This window comes from Maricaulis sp. D1M11 (assembly GCF_047308265.1).
GTDB lineage: Bacteria > Pseudomonadota > Alphaproteobacteria > Caulobacterales > Maricaulaceae > Maricaulis.
In genome coordinates, this window is the sequence record NZ_JBKQWY010000002.1 from 124,358 (window position 1) to 145,387 (window position 21,030).

The window sequence follows — 21,030 nt, forward strand, 5'->3', positions numbered from 1 at the left end:
TTCAAATCTTCGCATTTTGTCCTATAGACCGCGCTTCCTATTCACCGTTTGCTCCGGGCCTTGACCCCGTTGGAGGCGTAAATGACTGATTTTCCGACCGGCGGCGCGTCTGCGTCCGTCGATGACCTCCTGTCCCGACTGAACCTGTCCGGCGATCCGCTGGGCTTGGGTGGCCATCCGGCCGATCACCGTGTCGTCGTGGCGATGTCGGGCGGCGTGGACAGCTCTGTTACCGCGGCCCTTCTCCATCATCTTGGCTATGACGTGGTGGGAGTGACCCTTCAGCTCTATGACCATGGCGCAGCCATTGCCAAAAAAGGCGCCTGCTGTGCCGGTCAGGATATCTATGATGCCAAGCGTGTCGCGGAGAGCTGTGGATTTCCTCATTATGTGCTCGATTATGAAAGCCGGTTCCGTGAAGCGGTGATCGAGGAGTTCGCGGATACCTATCTGGCGGGTTTTACACCCATCCCCTGCGTGCGCTGTAACCAGACCGTGAAGTTTGCCGACCTTCTGGAGACGGCAAAACAACTGGGCGCGCGATGCATGGCGACCGGCCACTACATTCAACGCGTGATGGGAGAGCAAGGTGCCGAGCTGCGCCGGGCCGCCGATGCAGGTAAGGACCAGTCCTATTTCCTGTTCGCAACCACGGACGAGCAACTTGATTTCCTGCGCTTCCCGTTGGGCCATCTCAACAAGGACCAGACGCGTGAGCTGGCAGAAGCTTTCGGCCTGATCGTGGCGGACAAGCCGGACAGTCAGGATATCTGTTTTGTGCCGGAAGGTCGGTATGTCGACATCGTGGAAAAAGTGCGTCCGGGCGCTTCGCGTCCCGGTGAGATCGTGCACGTGGATGGTCGTGTTCTGGGGCGGCATGAGGGTGTGATCCGCTATACCGTGGGGCAGCGTCGCGGTCTGGGGATCGCAGCCGGTGATCCTCTTTATGTGGTGCGCCTGGATGCTGAGATGGCCCGGGTGATCGTCGGGCCTCGCGAAGCACTGGAAGTGGATCGTATCCGATTGAAAGAGGTCAACTGGCTGGGCGATGACGCGCTGGTTGACGGGGCGCCTGTGCGGGTGAAAGTGCGTTCAACACGCCCGCCCGTTCCGGCCGCATTGTCTGTCGAGGGAGACGAAATCGGAGTGGTTCTGGCGCGTGGTGAAGACGGTGTTGCCCCGGGGCAGGCCTGTGTCTTCTATTCGCCAGACAATGAGGACCGAGTGCTGGGCGGGGGCTGGATCACCTCCACCGGCGGCAAAGCCCTCGACGGTGTGGGGCGAGTCACCCTGATTGGCTAAGGTCTAGCCTGCCAGGAGGCCTTTCCACGCCACCACAGTCAGCCAGTGCATGACGAGGGCGGGCCATAAGGATCCGGTGAGCCTGAGTGCATACTGACACAGGCCACCCAGCACAGCGACGATCAACAGGAATCCGGGTTGGAGAAAAAGGGGCTGGGCCAGCGGCAGTCCAGCCCAGACCTGGACAGGATGCCAGAGCACGAAGAGGCCGACAGCCAGAAGATCCGCCAGGGGTCGCAAGAGGAGTTTCCCGGCCCACCACGGCAGAAAGACCCGAAACGTGACCTCTTCGAGAGCGGTGGGCAGGACGATGGCAACCACCGCCGTGATGATGAATGGAGCCCATTCATCTGTAAAACCAAACTTGAACAGGTGTTCAACTTCGCCCACATACATCGCCATGATCGCAAAAACCGCATACAGCCCCGCCAGTTGCAGCACATGCTTCATGTGCGGGGGTGTTTTGAGGCTCGATATTGCGATTGCGAAAAAGCTTGACGCGCTGCCGCATGATCTCATCATGCGCGCAGACTACGTCCAAAATACATCCCAGAGGAGAGAGAAATGAGCGCACAGGACGATCCGGTTGTCATCGTCGGCATGGCCCGTACGCCGATGGGCGGGCTGCTGGGTGAGCTGACCGCACAATCTGCCAATGAGCTTGGTGCTGTCGCCGTCAAAGCGGCGATGGAAGAAGCCGGCGTGGCAGGCGAGGATGTTGATCAGGTGCTCATGGGCAATGTGCTCATGGCCGGTCAGGGCCAGGCCCCGGGCCGTCAGGCGGCGCTCAAGGCCGGCCTGCCGAAATCCGCCGAAGCCACCACGCTCAACAAGATGTGTGGTTCCGGCATGCAGGCGGCGATCATGGGACGCGCGGCCCTGATGGCCGGCGATGCGGACATCATCATCGCGGGTGGTATGGAGAGCATGACAAATGCGCCGCACATGCTGCCGACCCACCGGGGCGGTTTCAAATACGGCCATGACACCGTCAAGGACCACATGGCCCAGGACGGTCTGGAAGACGCCTATGAGTTCAAGCCGATGGGTGTGTTTGCCGACATGATCGCGGAGGAATACCAGTTCACCCGCGAGCAGCAGGATGCCTATGCTCTGGAAACCCTGTCCCGCGCCCAGCGTGCGACGGATGAAGGTGATTTTGAGCGTGAGATCACACCGGTCACCATCAAGACCCGCAAGGGCGAGGTGACGGTCGAGACCGACGAATTGCCGCGCAAGGCGATGCCGGAAAAAATTCCGAACCTGCGTCCCGCCTTCAACAAGGATGGCACTGTGACAGCCGCCAATGCGTCGGCCATCTCTGATGGTGCTGCAGCCCTGGTCATGATGCGCCAGTCCGAGGCCGAGCGTCGGGGTCTCAAGCCGATCGCCCGGATCGCGGCGACGGCGGCTCATGCTCATGAACCGGCCTATTTCACCACGGCTCCGGTGCCGGCTATGCGCAAGGCGCTCGAAAAAGCCGGCTGGTCTGTCGAGGATGTCGATCTGTGGGAGATCAATGAGGCGTTTGCGGTTGTCCCCATGATCGCCATGAAAGAGCTGGGCATTTCCCACGACAAGGTGAACGTCAATGGCGGCGCCTGTGCGCTGGGTCACCCGATCGGCGCGTCCGGTGCGCGTATCATGGTGACGCTGCTCGCGGCTCTTGAAAAACACGGCAAGACCAAAGGTGTGGCTTCGCTCTGCATCGGTGGTGGTGAAGGCACGGCCGTCGCCGTCGAGCGTCTTCAGTAAACACGCCGGATTGACCGGATTGGAAGGGCGGTTCCGGCGGGGCCGCCCTTTTTCGTTCGATCATGACCAGGGTCACACGCGCATCCGGTTTTCTTGCGCGATCACGGATCTGGCCGTTTTTTTGTCATGCTTGGCGTGTAACGCTGACCGTCAGGAGTGATATCAGGCGAGCGTAATCGGGGGGAAAGATGCGTAAACTGGTTGTGGCCGGCATGATGGCGGGCCTTTTGACAGGCGGGTGCGGACTGGCCGGGTGTTCCGGAGCCTCGGATATGATCCTGCCGGGATCCGGCGACGCCTATCTGGCCGGCGCGGATGTGACGGATATGGACGCCGCCCAATTGCGTCTTGCCCGGAACGAGATCTTTGCCCGCCATGGCTATGTGTTTTCGTCCGAGGATCTGGCGACCTATTTTGCGGCGCAGGCCTGGTATGAGCCCGCTGCCGACAATGACGCCATTGCCCTGAGCGATATCGAGACCGCCAATGTACAGATGCTGCAGGTCGCCGAAGCGCGGGCCCGCACGTTTCTGGGCGGCGAGACGCCGGTACCGGTTGTTGATGGCGAGACGGCGATGGCCTGGAGTGGCCGGATCGAGTGGGACTATCAATGGGCTGCCAATGAACGGACCAGCGGTGAAGGCTATTTCATCGGTCAGGGCAATCATTTGCGCGAAGGCGCGCTGGACGCGGACCGTTTTGTTCTGATCCGCGAGGCCGAAACTACCTGGGTGGAGATGGCCAGCCTGGAGGGCGGTGGATCGGAAGGCTTTTCCTATGCCATGCAGATGGCTCTGCCCTCAGTGCTCGATCGCATGAATCTGGTGACCATTGAGAACCGACCGGCAGAACGGGAGGGCGAGACGCTGAGCGTGCTGACGGTCAATGGCTATGCCTATCCGGAAATCATGCTCGACCTGGATCAGCCCGGTGCCGACAGCGAAGCGGTTCTGGAACGCGGTATGCTGTTAAGCCAGTCGGTCGATTCCTACGGCAGTTTCCTGTTCGAAGTGCCCGGAGGATGGGTGGTTCAGCCCTATATGACCGGCGAGTTGTGGGTCACCGAGGATGGAATTGTCGTCCAGGCCGATCTGACAGGCTTCATGACGGCATTCGATTATGATCATTTCGTCTTCGAACCGTTCGATCTTCGCTATCGCGTAAGCGATCTGGAACGGCGCAGCGATGTGAGTTCCGAGACCTTTGATCCGGACCTGTCTGCCATCGAGACCTGGAACTATGCGGGCTAGCCGTCAATATGGCCGAGGGGCAGTCCTCGGCCATCCTTGATATTGCGGATCTGGACGGATGTGCGGAAATCGCCCACCACGTCGAGCGGAATCAGCTTGTGGGTGACGAAATCATTGTAGGCGTCGATATCACGGGTCACGACCTTGACCAGATAGTCATACGGACCCGTCATGGTGCACGCTTCGGTGACTTCCTCGAAACTCTGGATCGCGGCTTCAAACTTCTCGTAATTGGCCTTGCGGGCCGGAGAGATTTTCAGCTCCAGATAGGCTGTGAACATCAAACCGATGGCCCGGCGGTCAATCTGGATGGAGCGGCGCTTGATAATGCCTTCGGTTTCCAGTCGGCGGATCCGGCGCCAGCAGGGAGAGGGGGTCAGGCCCACCAGATCGGCGACATCGGCGACAGACCGGCCGGCATCTTCCTGGAGTGCTTCGAGAATGCGGACGTCGATCGCGTCGAGTTGGGCGGTCATTATTTCCTCAAATCCGGTGTTTGAAGGAAATTAGTCCAAGCTTGGGCTTTTGCGAACCCGGAAATGGCAGTCTCTTCCATGTATGGGGCATGCTGCAGGCAAAATCTTCGTTCAAATACGCCTCAGGCGCGATCCGGCAGCTCAGTCTCCACCGCCGCCTCCGCCATCTCCGCCACTATCACCCCAGCCCCCATCGCCGGCCCAACCGCCTCCGCCGGAGCGCCGACCGCGCGTGTTGGAGAGGGAGGCCAAACCGCCAAACAGGCCAAAGATCAGCCAGAAGCCTATCACAAAGGGTTCGCCCACGATTTGGGAGAACAAGGTTATGGGATTGCTGCCCGCGACAAAGTAGAAAAAACCGCCAAACAAGACCGGAGGGATCATCAACGTGATGAGTGTGCCAATCAAAAAGCGGCGGATCCCGGATTTTTTCGGTTCATCTGACATGCTCATCCCCTGCGTCTCGCCCCCAATTCCTGTCATCGATGAGACTAATCGGGCACAGGGTAGGCAGCAAATGAAAAGTGAGCGCTAAAAATTCGCAAAACTGTCGATCTTGCGCAAAAATCATTCGTCTTTTTGCAGGTGCGAACTGGAAAATTGGCTCTGACGTCCAAGTGTAGACAAGACCTATCCATTCGCGTTAGACGCCCCCACGCATCCTGCATAACGCATGCAGGGACCGTCCGACAGAAATGTCGCCCCAAGAGCCAGCGAGAGTCCATGACCCAGTCAGACCCCCGTTTTCACGTACCCGCGCCGCACGCCCGGCCCGGGGATACGCCCGACTTCTCTCACATCGCCATTCCCCCGGCCGGCGAAGCCCGTCGCCCGGATATCGATGTGGAAGGCAGCGAGACAGCAGATCTGGCAACGGGTCTGATTCGTGTTCTGGATCATAATCACCAGGCGGTCGGTCCGTGGAATCCGGAGTTGAGTGCAGATCACCTGCGCGAAGGTCTCAAACACATGATGACCACGCGCGCCTATGACGACCGCATGCTGAAGCTGCAACGCCAAGGCAAGATGAGCTTCTACATGAAGTCGACGGGCGAGGAAGCTGTGGCGGTTGCAGCGGCGATGGCGCTGTCCGGTGATGATATGGTGTTTCCGTCCTACCGCCAGCAGGGGATTTTGTTCTCACGTGGTCGCGACATGGTCGACATGATGTGCCACTGCATCTCCAATAGTCGCGATAATCTCAAGGGTCGCCAATTGCCGGTCCACTATACCTGGGCCGAAGGCAATTTCTTTTCCATCTCGGGCAATTTGACCACACAATTTCCTCAGGCTGTCGGTTATGCGATGGCCTGCCAGTATCGGGGCGAGAGCCGGATTGCGGCCAGCTGGATTGGAGAGGGCTCGACCGCCGAGGGCGATTTCCACGGCGCCCTCGTCATGGCGTCGACCTACAAGGCACCGGTGATCCTCAATGTGGTCAACAATCAGTGGGCCATCTCGACCTTCCAGGGCATTGCCGGTGGGCAGGGGCAGACCTTCGCGATGAAGGGGATCGGCTATGGCCTGGCCTCGTTGCGTATTGATGGCAATGATTTCCTCGCCGTCCATGCGGCGACGGCCTGGGCGGCCGAGCGGGCGCGGGCCGGGCATGGCGCCACGATGATCGAGACCTTCACCTATCGCGCCGATGCACACTCTACCTCGGACGACCCGTCGGGGTATCGACCGAAGGGCGAGGAGGCCAAATGGCCGCTGGGCGATCCGATTGAGCGTCTTAAAAACCATCTCATCGGTCTGGGTGAATGGGATCAGGAGCGGCATGACGCTCTGGAGGCCGAGCTCAACGACCAGGTGATCGCGGCTTACAAGGAAGCGGAAAGTCATGGCACGCTGCATGACGGGCCTTTGTCGCCGGTCAGCTCGATGTTCGAGGATGTGTGTGAAGAACAGGACTGGCGCCTGCGCCGCCAGCGTCAGGATCTGGGGATCTAGTCATGGCCAAGATGAATATGATCCAGGCGCTCAATTCCGCGCTTGATGTCATGATGGACAAAGACCCGAGCGTCATCACCTTTGGTGAGGATGTGGGATACTTCGGGGGTGTGTTCCGTGTCACCGCCGGTCTTCAGGAAAAATACGGCCTCGACCGCTGTTTTGACGCCCCCATCAATGAGAGCGCCATCGTGGCCTCTGCCATTGGCATGGCGGCGCATGGCATGCGCCCGGTCGCCGAGATCCAGTTTGCTGACTACATCTTCCCGGCCATCGACCAGATCGTGTCCGAGATGTCGCGCCTGCGCTATCGTTCTGCAGGACAGTTCACTGTGCCCGCGGTCGTCCGGACCCCGTGTGGTGGCGGCATTCGAGGCGGGCAGACGCACTCGATGAGCCCGGAATCATTCTTCACCCATGTGCCCGGTATTCAGGTGGTAATGCCTTCGAACCCCTATGACGCGAAGGGCATGCTCATCGCGGCGATCGAGAGCAATGATCCGGTGATCTTCTTCGAGCCCAAGCGTTTGTATAATGGACCGTTTGATGGGGATCCGACCAAGGCGCTCGTGACCTGGGGCAAGCATGAGAAGGGCGAGGTCCCGGACGGCTATTACACTGTGCCGCTTGGTCAGGCCGAGGTGCTGCGCGAGGGCAATGACCTCTCCATCATCACCTATGGCACGTTGGTGCATGTGGCCGAGGCCGCTGCCGAGGCAAGCGGGATTGATGCCGAGGTGATCGACCTGAAATCCCTGGCCCCCTACGACATCGAGACCATCACTCGGTCGGTCAACAAGACCGGACGGTGTATCGTCGCCCAGGAAGCGCCCCGGACCTCGGGTTTTGGTGCCGAATTGGCCGCCCAGATCCAGGAAGACTGTTTCTACGCCCTTGAGGCTCCGGTGAAGCGCGTGGCGGGATGGGATACGCCCTATCCGCACGCACATGAATGGTCCTACTTCCCGGGCCAGACCCGTTTTATCAATGCCATGCGCGACCTGATGGAGGCCTGATCCATGAGCGAATACCGCTACAAGATGCCCGATGTCGGTGAAGGCATTGTCGAGGCTGAGATCGTTGAATGGCATGTGAAGGTCGGGGACACCGTCTCCGAGGACCAGCATGTGCTGGACGTGATGACCGACAAAGCCACGGTGGAGATTCCGTGTGCTGTGAACGGCACCGTCACCAAGCTGGTGGGTGAGCCGGGCGATGTGATCGCCGTGGGTACCCAGATCATGTTCATCGCGGTGGATGGCGATGTGCCAGCCGAGGATGCGTCTGCGGATGCACCGGCAGCAGGCGGCGAGGCTGAAGCCAAGCCGGATACAGCTTCTGCTGCGCCTGTCGCTCCTGTTGCACCGGTCAAGGCACCGGAAGTGGCTGTTCGGGCCGAAGGTGAGCGCCCCTTGGCCAGCCCGGCGGTGAGAAAGCGGGCGATGGATGCCGGACTGGATCTTTATACGGTTCCCGGCACGGGCCCGGCCGGTCGTGTGACGCATGAGGATCTCGATGATTTCATCGCGTCGGGTGGTCGTCTGGCCTCTCGGGCCGGTGGACATTCGTCCGCACTGCGCACTCCGCGCACCGCTGTGACTGAGGAAAAGATCATCGGCCTACGCCGACGCATTGCGGATAATATGAGTCATGCCCAGCGCACCATTCCTGATATCGCCTATGTCGAGGAGATCGACGTCACGGCGCTGGAGGAATTGCGCAAACATCTCAATGCGACCAAGCAGGATGACCAGGCCAAGCTGACCTTTATCCCGTTCCTGGTGATGGCACTGACCCGGGCCTTGCCCGAGACACCGCAGGCCAATGCCCATTTTGACGGCGAGGCCATGCTGTTGACCAAGCATGATGCCGTGCACTGTGGCATCGCTGCGGCTACACCCAATGGTCTGATGGTGCCGGTGATCAAACACGCCGAAGCCATGGACATCTGGCAGATCGCGGCCGAACTGGGGCGTCTGGGGAAGGCTGCCAAGGATGGCAAGGCGACCAAGGATGAATTGTCCGGCTCCACCATTACCATCACTTCGCTGGGGGCGATTGGGGGTCTGGTCACAACGCCGATCCTCAATGCGCCGGAAGTCTCCATCATCGGTGTCAACAAGATGCAGACCCTGCCGCGTTTCGACGACAATGGTCAGGTTGTGGCACGCAAGGTTCTGAACCTGTCCAGCTGTTTCGATCACCGCATTGTCGACGGCTATGATGCAGCCATGCTGATCCAGCGCGTGAAGGCGTATCTGGAAAATCCGGCGACATTGTTCATGTAAGTTGCTGATACGTCGGGACAGACATCAAGGCGCCGCCCTCCTTGAGGGCGGCGTTTTCTTTTGCGGATGGAGGATTGCCGCACCCGCTCGATGCCATCGCGACGGACAAAAAAGGCGGCCCTGGAGCCGCCTTTCTCTACGTCACGGGTGTGCTGTTTACTCGGCCGGTTCCAGGTCCAGTTTCTCGGCAACAGTCAGGTCGCGCGGGAGAATGGCTTCGGGCAGGTTCTGATAACAGACCGGGCGCAGGAAGCGGCGGATCGACATGGTGCCCACGGAGGTGGCGCCGAAATTGGTCGAGGCCGGGTAAGGGCCGCCATGAACCATGGTCTGGGAGACTTCGACACCCGTCGGGAAACCATTGGCCAGGATGCGTCCGGCCTTGCGTTCCAGAACCGGCAGAAGCTGACCGGCCAGATCGGTATCGCCTTCGTCCATGTGAAGCGTGGCCGTCAGCTGACCGGACAGCGATTTGGCGATCGCAATCATCTCGGCTTCGTCTTTCACGGTCACGACCATGCCCAGCGGTCCGAAGACTTCTTCGCCAAGCACTTCATTGGCCAGCCAGTCCTGGCCGGAAACCACGAAGAGGTAAGGCGTGGCGTTACGCAGATCGCAAGTGGTGGTCAGGACTTCTTGTACACCGGCTGTTTCGCGGATGACGTCGCGGCCCTTTTTGTAGGCTGCGGCAATGCCATCGGTCAGCATGACCTGGGCACCAACCTCCTTGAGGCCGGCCACAGCGGCATTGATGAAGGCTGTGGCGTCGTCGCCCTCGATCACCACCGCGATGCCTGGGTTGGTGCAAAACTGGCCGGCGCCCATGGTGAGCGAACCGGACCAGCCTGTCCCGATGGCTTCGCCACGGGCCGTGACGGCGTTGGGCAGCAGGAACATCGGATTGACCGAACCCAGCTCACCGAAGAACGGAATCGGTTCCGGACGGGCGGCGCACAGGTCAAACAGAGCGCGACCGCCGGCCAGGGAGCCGGTGAAGCCGACAGCCTTGATCAGCGGATGCTGGACCACGGCAGCGCCGACCGAACGATCACCGCCCTGGATCTGGCTGAACACACCCGGATGAACACCGCATTTCACGATGGCGGCATGAATGGCCTGCGCGACTACGTCAGCCGTTCCGGGGTGCGCGGAGTGACCTTTCACAACAACCGGGCAACCCGCAGCCAGGGCGGCAGCGGTATCGCCACCGGCGGTGGAAAAAGCGAGCGGGAAGTTGGATGCTCCAAACACGCCGACCGGTCCGATCGGGCGCTGGACGAGCTTCAGGTCCGGGCGCGGCAACGGCTGGCGCTCCGGCAGGGCCTCGTCATGGCGGCGGTCGAGATAGTCACCATTCAGAATGGTTTGAGCGAACAGGCGCAGCTGGCCAACAGTCCGGCCGCGTTCACCGATCAGGCGGGCTTCCGGCAAACCGGTTTCCTGGCTGCCAATCTCGGTGATGTCGTCACCGCGTGCATCAATCTCGTCGGCGATGGTGTTCAGGAATGCGGCGCGATCTTCGCGGGAGGAATACCCGTAGGACCAGAAGGCATCTTCTGCGGCACGACAGGCTTCGTCGACCAGTTCGGGCGAGCCAGCGGCAAATTCGCGGGCCGGTCCATGCGCGGGTTCACTGGAAAAGATAGCGCTACCATTTTTCCATTCGCCTGCAATGAGATGTTTTCCTGTGATCATGATCGCCTCTTCCGGGAACAAGCCCTGCGTGTCCTGACCATCAGGACCGGGGCCAAACAATGCCTGTGGCGGCAGGGCTCGCGCGTTCTGCCTATGCCTCATCTAATAGGCCCTCCCGGAGGACGCAAGTCAAATTGGATACAATCCTGCCCGGTCTTCATGCAAGCGTGTTTGAATGACGGGCAAGCTGGCCCCGGGAAGTGAGGGTCGGGGCTTTCCATTAATCGCGGCAGAGGCTAAAGCCTGTGCCGAAACCCATCGGTTTATCGCACTCATCTTCCAAGGAGTTCCGTGATGTCGACACGTTCCTGCCAAGTCCTAATCATTGGCGGTGGCCCGGGAGGCTATCCGGCTGCTATTCGGGCCGGCCAGCTCGGACTGGACACGATCATTGTCGACAAGCATGGCCTGGGCGGCACATGTCTCAATCGCGGATGCATCCCGTCCAAGGCGATGATCCACGCGGCGACCAAGTATGAGGACATGGCCCGTCATGCCTCCGAGGATGCGTTGGGTATCTCCCTGGCTGAGGCGCCCAAGCTGGACATGGGCAAACTGGTCTCATGGAAGGATGGCATTGTTTCCAAACTGACCTCGGGGGTCGGCCAGCTGATCAAGGCGGCTGGTGTTGAGCATATCAATGGCTGGGCCCGTTTCACGGATGCCAAGACCTGTGTGGTCGATACGCCGGACGGTGAGGTGGAAATCACCGCGGAACACGTCATTTTGGCCACCGGCTCGGTTGAGGTCGAGCTGCCCTTCCTGCCTTTCGGCGATCACGTTATTGGCTCGACCGATGCGCTGGACCTGTCGGAACGTCCCGAAACGCTGGTCGTCGTGGGCGCAGGCTATATCGGTCTGGAACTGGGCATTGCCTTCCGCAAACTGGGCACCCAGGTGACCTTCATCGAGGCCTCGGACGGTATTCTTCCGCTCTACGACAAGGAGATGACCCGCCCGATCACCATGTGGTTGAAGAAGCACAAGGTGGATGTGAACCTGTCGTGCAAGGCCCAGGGTGTGCGTATGTCCGACGGACAGGCTATTCTCGACTATGTCGATGCCAAGGGCGAGGCGCAGTCCATTACGGCCGACAAAATCCTCGTCGCGGTGGGACGCAAGGCCTGTCTGGACGGCTGGGGTCTGGAAACCATGGGGCTCGATCTGGTCGATGGTCGTTTCATCAAGGTCGATGATCAATGCCGGACCGGCATGCGCAATGTCTGGGCCATTGGTGACGTCGTCGGTGAACCGCTCCTGGCGCATAAAGCGACCGCCCAGGGTGAAATGGTTGCTGAACTGATTGCCGGTCACCGTCGTGTATTTGATCCGGTTTCCATTGCCGCGGTGTGTTTCACCGAGCCGGAGATTGTGGGTGTCGGCCTGACGCCGGACGAGGCCAAGGCCCGCGGTGAGAGCGTGATCACCGGCAAATTCCCGTTGGCGGCGTCCGGACGCTACCTGTCCATGGAGGCCGGAACGGATGGCGGATTTGTTCGCGTCACTGCACGCGAGAGCGATCACGTGATTCTCGGCATTCACGCTGTCGGCACGCATGTCTCCGAGCTGTCGGGTGAGTTTGCGCTCGCGATTGAAATGGGGGCACGGCTTGAGGATATTGCGGGCACGATCCATGTTCATCCGACCCTGACGGAAGGTTTCCTGGAATCGGCCTTGACGGCGCTGGGGCACCCCATCCACATCTCCGCCCCGAAGAAAAAATAACTCCCGGACATTGAAGGGCGCGTCATGAGCGAGTTTTACAAGCCAGGCAGCGAGGCGGAGCAGATTGTGTGTGCAATCTCGGGCACGTTCCTGTTGGTCACAATTTCTGATGGTCGGTTTGAAAAATCGGAAGAGATCCGATTGCGTCGCGGTCTGATCGATACGGCTAAGTTTACCGGCCTGTCAGCGACCGAAATGGACACGATCGCCCTGTCTGCCCAGGCGGCTTTCGAGGCCGATTATGACAAGGCGTCCGCCCATACGCTCAAACAGGTGGCCGCGCTCAAGGCGCATGCCCTGGCCAGACGCGCGATCACCGATACTGCGCGCCGGGCCGTGGTGACAGACAAGACCGTCACGCCTCAGGAAGAGAATGCCCTCAATGTTCTGGCGCACGCGCTGGGCCTGAAAGAGGGCGAGCTCTAGACGGAGCACCTGCCGAACCGGTCATGGCTTTGTGACGACCGGGTCGTTTGAATCTGTTGGACTCCCTTTTGCCTGCCCTTTACGGTTGTGTCCGTGTCGGGCGTGGGGGACCGGCAGGCTAGGCGTGGGGGTAGGCCGGTGAAGATTTTTCCAATCTCGTTCACGATGTTGCTGAACTCGTTCTGGGTCATTCTGGGCGGCGTTGTGGTGGTATTCCTGTTCATCGCGCTGGGCAGCGGTGATCCGGGGCAGGTGATGACGGAAGTCGCTATCCTGCTGGCGGAGATCTATCTGATCTTCGTGCTGGCCGCCTTTTATCTGCGCATTCGCCGACGTCGCGAGGCCGCGCGAATGGAAGATTTCCTCAAACAGGAATTCGCACAGAATGCGACTCGCTTGTTTCACATCATCCGTGTCGATCCGGCAAACCGGGACCAGGCGGTCGAGAGCGGTCGTCTGGTGGTGTTTGCCCATCTCATGCAATCCGATTTGCAGGTGTTGATCGATGCGCTCATGCGGACCTCAGATGATGTGCGGCGTGAATCACCCATCCTCGATGTCTCCTCAAGCGGCGATACCCCGGTGACCCTGGTGCGCAAGCTGGAGGAAACCAAGCAGGATGCCGCTCTCCTGGGCATCAAGGTGCAGGAAACCCAGCGCATCATGGCCTCTTTCAAAAAATCGGCGGAGAGTGATTTTCGTACCCGGTTCAATGACCGCTATATTCTGGGCGCCTATGATGATTGCGTGCGCGGCATGGCCGATGTGGCGCGACTTCTGGGTGAAACGGCTCTGGCTGATTATTTTGATGGCCTGGGTGATCGTCCAATTGAGTATGATGACTATGAGCTTTTTGCTGCGACGGACACGTTTGGCTAGCGGGTCTCATCTGGAATACTGCTGCTTCGATATGAGGAGCAGACATGGCCGACACATTATTCGGACTCACAGGCATTATTGATCCGGGCACACTGGCCCCCGGCGAGGGGCGGGGTTGTATCTCGTTCGAGACCGCGTTGATGCGCGAGATCGAGCCGCAAGCCGAGGATTTCGACGCGCTGGGCCATGTCAATAATGTCGTCTATCTCAAATGGGTTCAGGAAATGGCCGTGACTCACTGGCACCTGATCTCCCCGGCTGACCGGGTGAACAGCGAGGTCTGGATCGCGCTCAAACATACGATCGAGTATCGCGATCCAATCGAGCCGGGTCAGACCGCCGAGATCCGGACCTGGCTGGGCCAGTATCGAGGGCCGCGTTTCGAGCGCCATGTCGATATTCGCAAGCCTGGCGCCAAGCGGTTTTCTGCTCGTGCGCTGACAGAGTGGTGCCGACTGGATCGCACCACGCGCAAGCCCTTGCGCATTGACGCGCAAACTCTCGACGTGTTCGGGCTGACGGATCTGGTCTAGTTCGGGCTCTGGCGGGCCGCAGTCAGTGTGGTGCTCAGGCGATCGATCTGGGATTTGAGCGCACGCAGCGCTGTTTCGTCCATATCGGTGGCCTCAAAGGCGCAGGCCAGCATGTCATTGGCCCGGGTCTGCAGCGCACGCCCGGCATCGGTCAGCCGGATACGCACTTGACGTTCATCGTCCTGATCGCGCACCCGCTGGACATGGCCCTGTGCCTCAAGGCGTTTGAGCAGAGGGGTGAGCGTGTTGGATTCAAGTCCCAGACGGCGCCCCAGCCCGCTGACCGGCAAGTCATCGCCTTCCCACAGGGCCATCATGGCCAGGTATTGCGGATAGGTCAGGCCCAGCTCGTCCATCATCGGTTTGTAAAAACGATTGAAGGCGTTGTGGGCCGAATAAATGGCAAAACACAGCATGTCATCGAGCGTGGGATTGAATTCGGCCGTCATGGTGTGTCTCGCGCGGATGGGTCAGGACTGTGTAAATAAGTCGCGCGCGATTTGTTCGCAAGCGCTTGAACTGGAGGGAGGGGATGCTAGATATATCGTGCGCGATTAAAGCGCGTGCGATATGAAAAGGAAAACATCATGACGGTATCCGTTCTTTACACCACCACAGGAAGCGCGACCGGCGGGCGCGAGGGTGTTGCCGTGACCAATGACGGCGCGCTGACACTGGAATTGTCGACACCGAAAGCGCTCGGTGGCGCGGGCGGAGAGGGCACCAATCCGGAACAATTGTTCGCCGCAGGTTATTCGGCCTGTTTCATCGGCGCGATGAAAGCCGTGTCGGGTTCAGTGGGTGTGGCCGTGCCGGCCGATGCGCGTGTTGAGGCCACTGTGGGGATTGGTCCGCGGGCCGAGGGCGGATTTGGTCTGACTATCGCTCTGGCTGTCGATCTGCCGGGCATCGATAAAGGCCAGGCCCAGGCGCTTGTCGAAGCGGCGCATCAAGTGTGTCCCTACTCTAACGCGACGCGCAATAATATCGATGTTGAGCTGAGCCTGGTCTGATCTTCAATGTCCCTCCGGTCCGGTTTCGAGCCGGACCGGGCTGTTGGCCTTGCCGGCGGCCGTGTTCAGCTGGTCGACGGTCGCGGGATCGAGCGGTATGCCTTCGCGCAGACGCTTGCCCTTCAGAGCGCGTTCGGGGTCGCCGGGATAGAGCACCGGACTGTCCCAGTCCATGGGAGGCGAGGCCAGCGCATAGGCCGCCATGGCGTCCATCTCGGTCTGCATCCAGTCGACATCGCCAAACGCGGCCGGGTCGAGCACGATGGAGAATATGGAATTGAGGATGCCGTCCTGCCGGGCCTTGTCGGGCTGGATCGTGCCGCTGCGCGAAAGCAGGCCTGCGAGGAACTCACAGGCAAAGGCGAGACCATATCCCTTGTGTCGACCCAGCGGAGCCAGGGCGCCGTTAAGCTCAAAACCGCTCATGCCGCTTGGGTCATCGGTCGGGCGTCCATCAGAGTCGAGGATGGCACCAAAGGGAACACGCTTGCCGGCATTGGCGGCGACGCGAGCCTTGCCGAGCGCAATCCAGCTTGTGGCCATGTCGAGCAGAAAGGCCGGGCGATGCGGCGTGGGCGGAAATCCGATGCAGATGGGATTGGTGCCAAAACGGGCGTCGGAGCCCCGAAACGGGGCGACCAGGGGCGCATGATCCGTCACATTTACAAAATGCAGGCTGATCAGGCCGGCATCGGAAACGGTGTCGGCATAGGCGCCGATCCGGCCGAGATGGTGAACATCACCCAGCGTACCGGCTGCGAGGCCGGTCTCGCTTGCCTTGCCGATCAGGCGGGAGACAAAATCCTGTCCCGCAGGCGCGCCCCAGGCCCGCTCGCCGCTCATTTGCAACAGGACGGACGTTTCATGGATGACGCGTGGATGTGCGGCTATATCGACCTGACTTCCGTCAATATGGTCCAAGTAGGCGGGCAGAAGACCGACTCCGTGGCTGTCATGACCCGTTAGATTTGCCTCTACAAGATGAGTGCTGACGTCCAGTGCTGTTTTACTACTCACCCCCATTCCGGTGAGCGTCTTTTTAGAAAACTCAACTAGAGTATCGCTTGGGTAACGTTGAAGCGTCATGACGTGTCCGTTTGCGAGGCTTTAGAGTGAAACTGGATGACTCAGCATTGCAACTGACCCCCAAATGCCTCTTTGGGTTGGTTTATCGAACAGGATGGGGCCAGCATTTCGTCCCGACAATGAACCAAAAACGGCCAAGTTGTTTAGGCTGCGGAAGAAAATTTTCCAATTCAAACAAATACTCAAGCGTAAAAACTGGCCTGTCCACCGAAAGCTGCGTGCGCCAATAAGGTTTCATTTACGACGAAGGTCTAGCGTTGCGTAAACCATAAACGGACTCGGGCTGGGTCCGTGGCGAAAATGTTGTTGAGGCCGTACTGATGAACGCTGTACTCGCAAAAATCCTGCAAAACACCACGAGCATTCGATTCCGCCTGCTTGCCGCATTCGGGTTGACGTCCCTCATGACGTTGATCGCTGCGCTGGTCGGGGTGACCGGGTTTAACTCGACCAATGAGGCGGTTCAGACGATTGCCCAGCGCTCCATCCCCGAAACGGTTGCGGTGGACGCGGTCAGTGAAGCGAGTACCGGCCTCTATCAAGGATTGGGTACGCTCGCCCTGGCCAATACGGTGGAAGGACGCCTCGACAGTTATGAGCGCGTGACGGTTTATCGTGATAATCTGAATGCGGCGCTTGCCGAGCTGACCGCCGTTCGTGGTTCTGACACACGGACCGCCGAGCTCGAGTCCGCTGCTGCCGAGCTTGCTGCGCTGGTAGATCGCCAAAATGATGTCGTGGATACACGCCTGGATCTGCGGGATCGCAGCCGCTATCGCATGAGCCTGGCCCAGACCGCCCGTGCCGATCTGACGGCCGGCATCGAAACGGCGCTCGATGGCAGTGATGAAGCGGATATTGAAAGCCTCTTGCGCGCCATGCTGGCCGCCAATCAGATCATGATTGAATTCAACCGCGCAGCGGTGGCGGCGTCCAATACGGAAGTGGACGCAATCTATGACGTCTATGATGAGGCGGTTGCTGAGCTGGATATCAATTTTGTGATCCTGGGCGATGTCGTCACGGATGAGATGCGGGCCCAGGCTGCAGAGCTGTTCGCCTTTGGTGAAGGTACGGATGGTCTGTTTGAACTGCGCAAGGCTGAGCTGACGGCTATGGCCCAGGCCGAGATGGTGGCTGAAGAGGCCAGCTATTCGACCGAGGCACTCATGACCGTGGTCTCCGCCTTCAAGTCGGAGGTGGAAGCCGGTGTCCATGCGGCTACCGATAGCGCCGGTGCTGCTGTCGTGAGTGGTCGGGTTTTGATGATCGGTATTGCGATCGTCGGTTTGGCTGTCGCCGCTGCCATTGGCTGGTTCTATGTCTCCCAGACGCTCCTCAAGCGGATCTCTGCCATGGCCACGACAATGAGCGCACTGGCCGAAGGCAATGCCGACGTCAATCTGGGCTTCAAGCCGGGACCGGATGAGATTGGCGACATGGCACGCTCCGTGGACGTTTTCCGACAGAACGCGATCGAACGCGCACGTCTGGAAGCGGAGACGGAAGAAGAACGTCGCATGAAGGAAAAACGCTCCGCCGCCATTGAAAGCCTTATCCAGGCCTTCGAGGACGCGTCGAACCAGGCTCTAACCCAGGTCGGTGAAGCGGCAAACCAGATGGAAACCTCCGCGCGTGCCATGAGCTCGACGGCGGCCTCGACAACAGGCAAATCGGCTGCAGTGGCGCAAGCCTCTGAAGGGGCGTCGCAAAACGTCCAGACTGTGGCGGCAGCGGCTGAGGAAATGGTGTCGTCCATTGGTGAGATCAGCCAGCAAATCACGCGCTCTACCGAGATTGCCGGGAATGCGGTGGATCAGGTCGAACAAACCAATGGAGATGTGCAGCGTCTCGATGATGCAGCCAAGCGCATCGACGATATTGTCAGCCTCATCAATGATATCGCTGAACAGACCAATCTTCTGGCCCTGAATGCCACGATCGAGGCGGCGCGGGCAGGTGAAGCCGGTAAGGGCTTCGCGGTTGTGGCCTCGGAAGTGAAGGCCCTGGCCTCGCAGACCGGTGCAGCGACACAGAACATCTCCGAACACATCACTGGCATCCAGGCCGCGACCAACAAGGCGGTTGACGCCATGTCGTCGATCGGGGGTACGATCCACGAGATGTCCGAGATTGCCACCGCTATCGCCGCGGCGATGGAGGAACAGCGTGCTGCAGCGGGTGAGATCACCCGATCTGCCCAGGAAGCCGCTGACGGCACGCGTGATGTCTTCTCCAACATCCAGGAAGTGGACCAGGCCGCTGCCGAGACAGGCGAGAGTGCGGGTCAGGTGCTCGAGGTTTCTCTCGCGGTGTCGCGTCAGTCGGCCACGCTGAAGGATCAGGTCGATCGCTTCCTGACCGATGTTCGCAGCGCCTGATTTATTGCAGCTCAAACTGATAAACATGACCGCCCGTGGCTTGCCAGCTGCGGGCGGTTTGCGTATATCACGCGGCTCCGAAATACACCGATGTGGTGGGGTAGCTCAGCTGGTTAGAGCGCAGGACTCATAATCCTGAGGTCGAGAGTTCAAGTCTCTCTCCCACTACCATCCGGTGTCCGGCCTCGATCGGAACTCCATCATCCCTTGACACTATGCCGCACCACACGCGTGCGTGAGATCACTGGGATTAAGTGAGTGTGCTCCTTACATTGCTCACTCATTGCATTGAGGAGGCCAGCACATGCGCCTGTCGACCGGAGCCTGGGTCTCCATCATTTTCAGCACGGTATTCATGCTCGCCCTGATCGTGATCAGTGCGAAGGTCTGGAGCTATATGCCTGAGGGCGGGATGAGCGCACACGGCTGGGCTGCTCTGGCGCTCGGTGTCCTGCTCTCCATCATCATCGGAGGTGGTTTGTCCGCCATCCTGATCATCAGCCGTCGTCGCGGCTATGATGAGGCGGCCCATTATACCTGGGGTCAGCTGGATACCGGCACGGACGACGACGACAACGCGCGGTGATGCGCTTGCGTCCTGCACAGGCGATATCAGGCTGCGCGGGAGGCGTGTCTTGCGCCGGGTTCGAAAGCCTCTTCCAGCGCCTTGTAGAGATTGTCCTTGGAGATCGGCTTGGCCACGAAACCCGTCATTCCGGCTTCAAGGCAGACCTGCTGATCACCGCTCATGGCATTGGCCGTCAGAGCGATGATCGGAATGCGGGCCACATCACTGCCAAGGCGGCGGATGGCACGGGTGGCATCGAGACCATCCATGACGGGCATCTGCACATCCATCAGCACCGCATCAAAGTTTTGCTTCTGCACCGCGTCCAGGGCCTGTTGACCGTTCTCCACAATCTCGAAATCAATCTTTTTGAGCTTCAGGAAACCGGCCGTCACTGTCTGGTTGACGATATTGTCTTCCGCGATCAGAACGCGCTTCCTGGACGCTGGGAGCGAGGTCTGGTCCGGCTCCATGACCGGGGCAGCGGGTTGCGGTTTCTCCTCGGCCAAGTTCAGCGGAATATCAAACCAGAAAGTGGACCCCTGGTCGGCCACGCTTTCAAAACCGATTGATCCGCCCATCAGTTCGACGAGCCGTTTGCAGATGGTCAGGCCCAGCCCGGTCCCGCCATGGCGACGCGTGGTGTCGGCGTCAACCTGGGAGAAGGACTCAAACAGGCTGGCCTGCGCGTCTTCAGGGATGCCACACCCGCTATCGCGCACTTCCACACGCATGGAGGTGCGTCTGCGGCCCAGGTCCACAAAACTAAAGGTCGCACGCACCGCGCCATCATCGGTAAACTTGATCGCATTACTGATCAGATTGAACAATATCTGCTTGATCCGGACCGGATCTCCAACCAGTTCTCGGGTGTCATGACTGGTCACGTCGATGACAAAATCGAGGTCTTTTGCGGTCGCACGTTCGCTCCACAAAGCCTTGGTATCGACCACCAGATCGCGAACCGCGAAGCTCTCCTTGGAGAGATCCATCTTGCCGGCCTCGATCTTGGAGAGGTCGAGAACGTCGTTGAGAATACGCAGCAGGATCTGGCCGCTATCATTGATGACGCGAGCGAGTTCCGCCTGGTCTTCGGTCAGACCGCTTTCCATGAGCAATTGTGCAACGCCCAGCACGCCATTGAGCGGGGTCCGGATTTCATGGCTCATAGTGGCCAGGAAGTCGGACTTCGCCTTTGAAGCCGACAGAGCGTCGATGCGCGAGCGCCCCAGTTGTTCGGCCAAGGCAGAGAGTTTGTGATTGCGCTCTTCAGCCTGTCTTGCCATCGCGGAGAAAAGCGCCAGCGTCGTACCAACACCGGCATAATATCCACCGGCATAGGTGATGATGAAGCCTTCCATCAGGGCGGCAGGTTCATCCCGAACGATCAGCTTGTTCAGTTCTTCAACGGGTGTGCTGGCATCGACCTGCAGCGGTGCCTTGTTCATCACGAAGGTCACGGGGCGCCGCGCAAACAAGGCCCGGCCATGCCGATCTGCCATCTTCAGAAAGAAGGAATTGCGTGAGATCAGACCTACGGGCCGGTCATTTTCCACGACGGGAACAACCAGCAGATCCTCGTCATCGGAAAACAGCTCATAGACCTCTTCACCCCGCGTGTTTGGAAACACGACAGGCGCATCAACGATCACATCACCGACTGTGCGGAGCATCTCGAATTCCTCGTCTCACCCTCGATT

Annotated in this window: 20 protein-coding genes and 1 tRNA gene; 14 read left to right on the top strand and 7 right to left on the bottom strand. The window is 59.7% G+C overall.

Annotation, left to right across the window (positions count from 1 at the left end):
- The first annotated feature begins 81 nt into the window (after nucleotides 1–81).
- Nucleotides 82–1,302, top strand: coding sequence for a tRNA 2-thiouridine(34) synthase MnmA (mnmA, locus tag RMQ97_RS04705; RefSeq protein WP_413659697.1), 1,221 nt, complete (start codon nucleotides 82–84; stop codon nucleotides 1,300–1,302).
- 3 nt (nucleotides 1,303–1,305) lie between these two features.
- Here mnmA and RMQ97_RS04710 read toward each other — a convergent pair whose 3' ends face one another.
- Nucleotides 1,306–1,752: a type II CAAX prenyl endopeptidase Rce1 family protein gene (locus tag RMQ97_RS04710; RefSeq protein ID WP_413659698.1), complete on the bottom strand. Its 447-nt coding sequence runs from the start codon at nucleotides 1,750–1,752 to the stop codon at nucleotides 1,306–1,308.
- 114 nt (nucleotides 1,753–1,866) lie between these two features.
- Between RMQ97_RS04710 and RMQ97_RS04715 the strand changes: the two genes are divergently transcribed.
- Nucleotides 1,867–3,057 carry a thiolase family protein gene (locus RMQ97_RS04715; protein WP_413659699.1) on the top strand — a complete coding sequence of 397 codons (1,191 nt, stop codon included), beginning with the start codon at nucleotides 1,867–1,869 and terminating at the stop codon, nucleotides 3,055–3,057.
- A gap of 188 nt (nucleotides 3,058–3,245) precedes the next feature.
- The gene (locus tag RMQ97_RS04720) at nucleotides 3,246–4,307 is read left to right on the top strand and encodes a YARHG domain-containing protein (protein WP_413659700.1); all 1,062 of its coding nucleotides are present in this window, start codon (nucleotides 3,246–3,248) and stop codon (nucleotides 4,305–4,307) included.
- Here the strand turns inward: RMQ97_RS04720 and RMQ97_RS04725 are convergent.
- Together RMQ97_RS04725 and RMQ97_RS04730 are read right to left on the bottom strand one after the other, a co-directional pair.
- Nucleotides 4,304–4,783, bottom strand: a complete 480-nt coding sequence (locus RMQ97_RS04725; RefSeq protein WP_413659701.1) for an Lrp/AsnC family transcriptional regulator — start codon at nucleotides 4,781–4,783, stop codon at nucleotides 4,304–4,306. The two genes, RMQ97_RS04720 and RMQ97_RS04725, sit on opposite strands and share 4 nt — an antisense overlap.
- Nucleotides 4,784–4,924: 141 nt before the next feature.
- Nucleotides 4,925–5,230 (bottom strand): hypothetical protein, encoded by a 306-nt coding sequence (locus tag RMQ97_RS04730; RefSeq protein WP_413659702.1) that lies wholly within the window; start codon nucleotides 5,228–5,230, stop codon nucleotides 4,925–4,927.
- Between the two features lie 276 nt (nucleotides 5,231–5,506).
- Here RMQ97_RS04730 and RMQ97_RS04735 point away from each other — a divergent pair, with 276 nt between their 5' ends.
- The 3 genes from RMQ97_RS04735 to RMQ97_RS04745 are packed head-to-tail and all read left to right on the top strand — an operon-like array spanning nucleotide 5,507 to nucleotide 9,024.
- On the top strand, nucleotides 5,507–6,736 hold the full coding sequence (locus RMQ97_RS04735) for a 3-methyl-2-oxobutanoate dehydrogenase (2-methylpropanoyl-transferring) subunit alpha (protein WP_413659703.1): 1,230 nt from the start codon (nucleotides 5,507–5,509) through the stop codon (nucleotides 6,734–6,736).
- A 2-nt stretch (nucleotides 6,737–6,738) separates the two neighbouring features.
- Complete coding sequence (locus RMQ97_RS04740) at nucleotides 6,739–7,752, top strand: alpha-ketoacid dehydrogenase subunit beta (RefSeq protein WP_413659704.1); 1,014 nt, start codon at nucleotides 6,739–6,741, stop codon at nucleotides 7,750–7,752.
- Nucleotides 7,753–7,755: 3 nt separating this feature from the next.
- The gene (locus tag RMQ97_RS04745; protein WP_413659705.1) at nucleotides 7,756–9,024 is read left to right on the top strand and encodes a dihydrolipoamide acetyltransferase family protein; all 1,269 of its coding nucleotides are present in this window, start codon (nucleotides 7,756–7,758) and stop codon (nucleotides 9,022–9,024) included.
- A gap of 156 nt (nucleotides 9,025–9,180) precedes the next feature.
- Here the strand turns inward: RMQ97_RS04745 and RMQ97_RS04750 are convergent, their stop codons facing one another.
- Nucleotides 9,181–10,719, bottom strand: coding sequence for an aldehyde dehydrogenase (NADP(+)) (locus RMQ97_RS04750; RefSeq protein ID WP_413660017.1), 1,539 nt, complete (start codon nucleotides 10,717–10,719; stop codon nucleotides 9,181–9,183).
- A gap of 291 nt (nucleotides 10,720–11,010) precedes the next feature.
- Here RMQ97_RS04750 and lpdA point away from each other — a divergent pair, with 291 nt between their 5' ends.
- From lpdA to RMQ97_RS04770, 4 genes are all read left to right on the top strand, one after another.
- Nucleotides 11,011–12,444: a dihydrolipoyl dehydrogenase gene (gene lpdA / locus RMQ97_RS04755; protein WP_413659706.1), complete on the top strand. Its 1,434-nt coding sequence runs from the start codon at nucleotides 11,011–11,013 to the stop codon at nucleotides 12,442–12,444.
- A gap of 24 nt (nucleotides 12,445–12,468) precedes the next feature.
- A complete protein-coding gene (locus tag RMQ97_RS04760) occupies nucleotides 12,469–12,870 on the top strand; it encodes a hypothetical protein (protein ID WP_413659707.1) in 402 nt (133 codons plus the stop codon).
- 138 nt (nucleotides 12,871–13,008) lie between these two features.
- Nucleotides 13,009–13,749: a hypothetical protein gene (locus RMQ97_RS04765; protein ID WP_413659708.1), complete on the top strand. Its 741-nt coding sequence runs from the start codon at nucleotides 13,009–13,011 to the stop codon at nucleotides 13,747–13,749.
- A gap of 44 nt (nucleotides 13,750–13,793) precedes the next feature.
- Complete coding sequence (locus RMQ97_RS04770) at nucleotides 13,794–14,282, top strand: acyl-CoA thioesterase (protein WP_413659709.1); 489 nt, start codon at nucleotides 13,794–13,796, stop codon at nucleotides 14,280–14,282.
- Here the strand turns inward: RMQ97_RS04770 and RMQ97_RS04775 are convergent.
- A complete protein-coding gene (locus RMQ97_RS04775) occupies nucleotides 14,279–14,731 on the bottom strand; it encodes a MarR family winged helix-turn-helix transcriptional regulator (RefSeq protein WP_413659710.1) in 453 nt (150 codons plus the stop codon). The genes RMQ97_RS04770 and RMQ97_RS04775 overlap by 4 nt on opposite strands.
- 138 nt (nucleotides 14,732–14,869) lie before the next feature.
- On the opposite strand from RMQ97_RS04775, the gene RMQ97_RS04780 reads away from it, so the two are divergent.
- Nucleotides 14,870–15,295 (top strand): organic hydroperoxide resistance protein, encoded by a 426-nt coding sequence (locus tag RMQ97_RS04780; protein WP_413659711.1) that lies wholly within the window; start codon nucleotides 14,870–14,872, stop codon nucleotides 15,293–15,295.
- A gap of 3 nt (nucleotides 15,296–15,298) precedes the next feature.
- Here the strand turns inward: RMQ97_RS04780 and RMQ97_RS04785 are convergent, their stop codons facing one another.
- Nucleotides 15,299–16,381: a malate/lactate/ureidoglycolate dehydrogenase gene (locus RMQ97_RS04785; protein ID WP_413659712.1), complete on the bottom strand. Its 1,083-nt coding sequence runs from the start codon at nucleotides 16,379–16,381 to the stop codon at nucleotides 15,299–15,301.
- A 320-nt stretch (nucleotides 16,382–16,701) separates the two neighbouring features.
- Between RMQ97_RS04785 and RMQ97_RS04790 the strand changes: the two genes are divergently transcribed.
- The 3 genes from RMQ97_RS04790 (at nucleotide 16,702) to RMQ97_RS04800 (ending at nucleotide 19,348) form a co-directional block, all read left to right on the top strand.
- Nucleotides 16,702–18,762, top strand: a complete 2,061-nt coding sequence (locus RMQ97_RS04790) for a methyl-accepting chemotaxis protein (protein WP_413659713.1) — start codon at nucleotides 16,702–16,704, stop codon at nucleotides 18,760–18,762.
- 94 nt (nucleotides 18,763–18,856) lie between these two features.
- A tRNA-Met gene (locus RMQ97_RS04795) sits at nucleotides 18,857–18,933 on the top strand.
- Between the two features lie 133 nt (nucleotides 18,934–19,066).
- A complete protein-coding gene (locus RMQ97_RS04800) occupies nucleotides 19,067–19,348 on the top strand; it encodes a hypothetical protein (RefSeq protein ID WP_413659714.1) in 282 nt (93 codons plus the stop codon).
- A gap of 26 nt (nucleotides 19,349–19,374) precedes the next feature.
- Here the strand turns inward: RMQ97_RS04800 and RMQ97_RS04805 are convergent, their stop codons facing one another.
- Complete coding sequence (locus tag RMQ97_RS04805; protein ID WP_413659715.1) at nucleotides 19,375–21,003, bottom strand: ATP-binding protein; 1,629 nt, start codon at nucleotides 21,001–21,003, stop codon at nucleotides 19,375–19,377.
- Nucleotides 21,004–21,030: the final 27 nt, after the last annotated feature.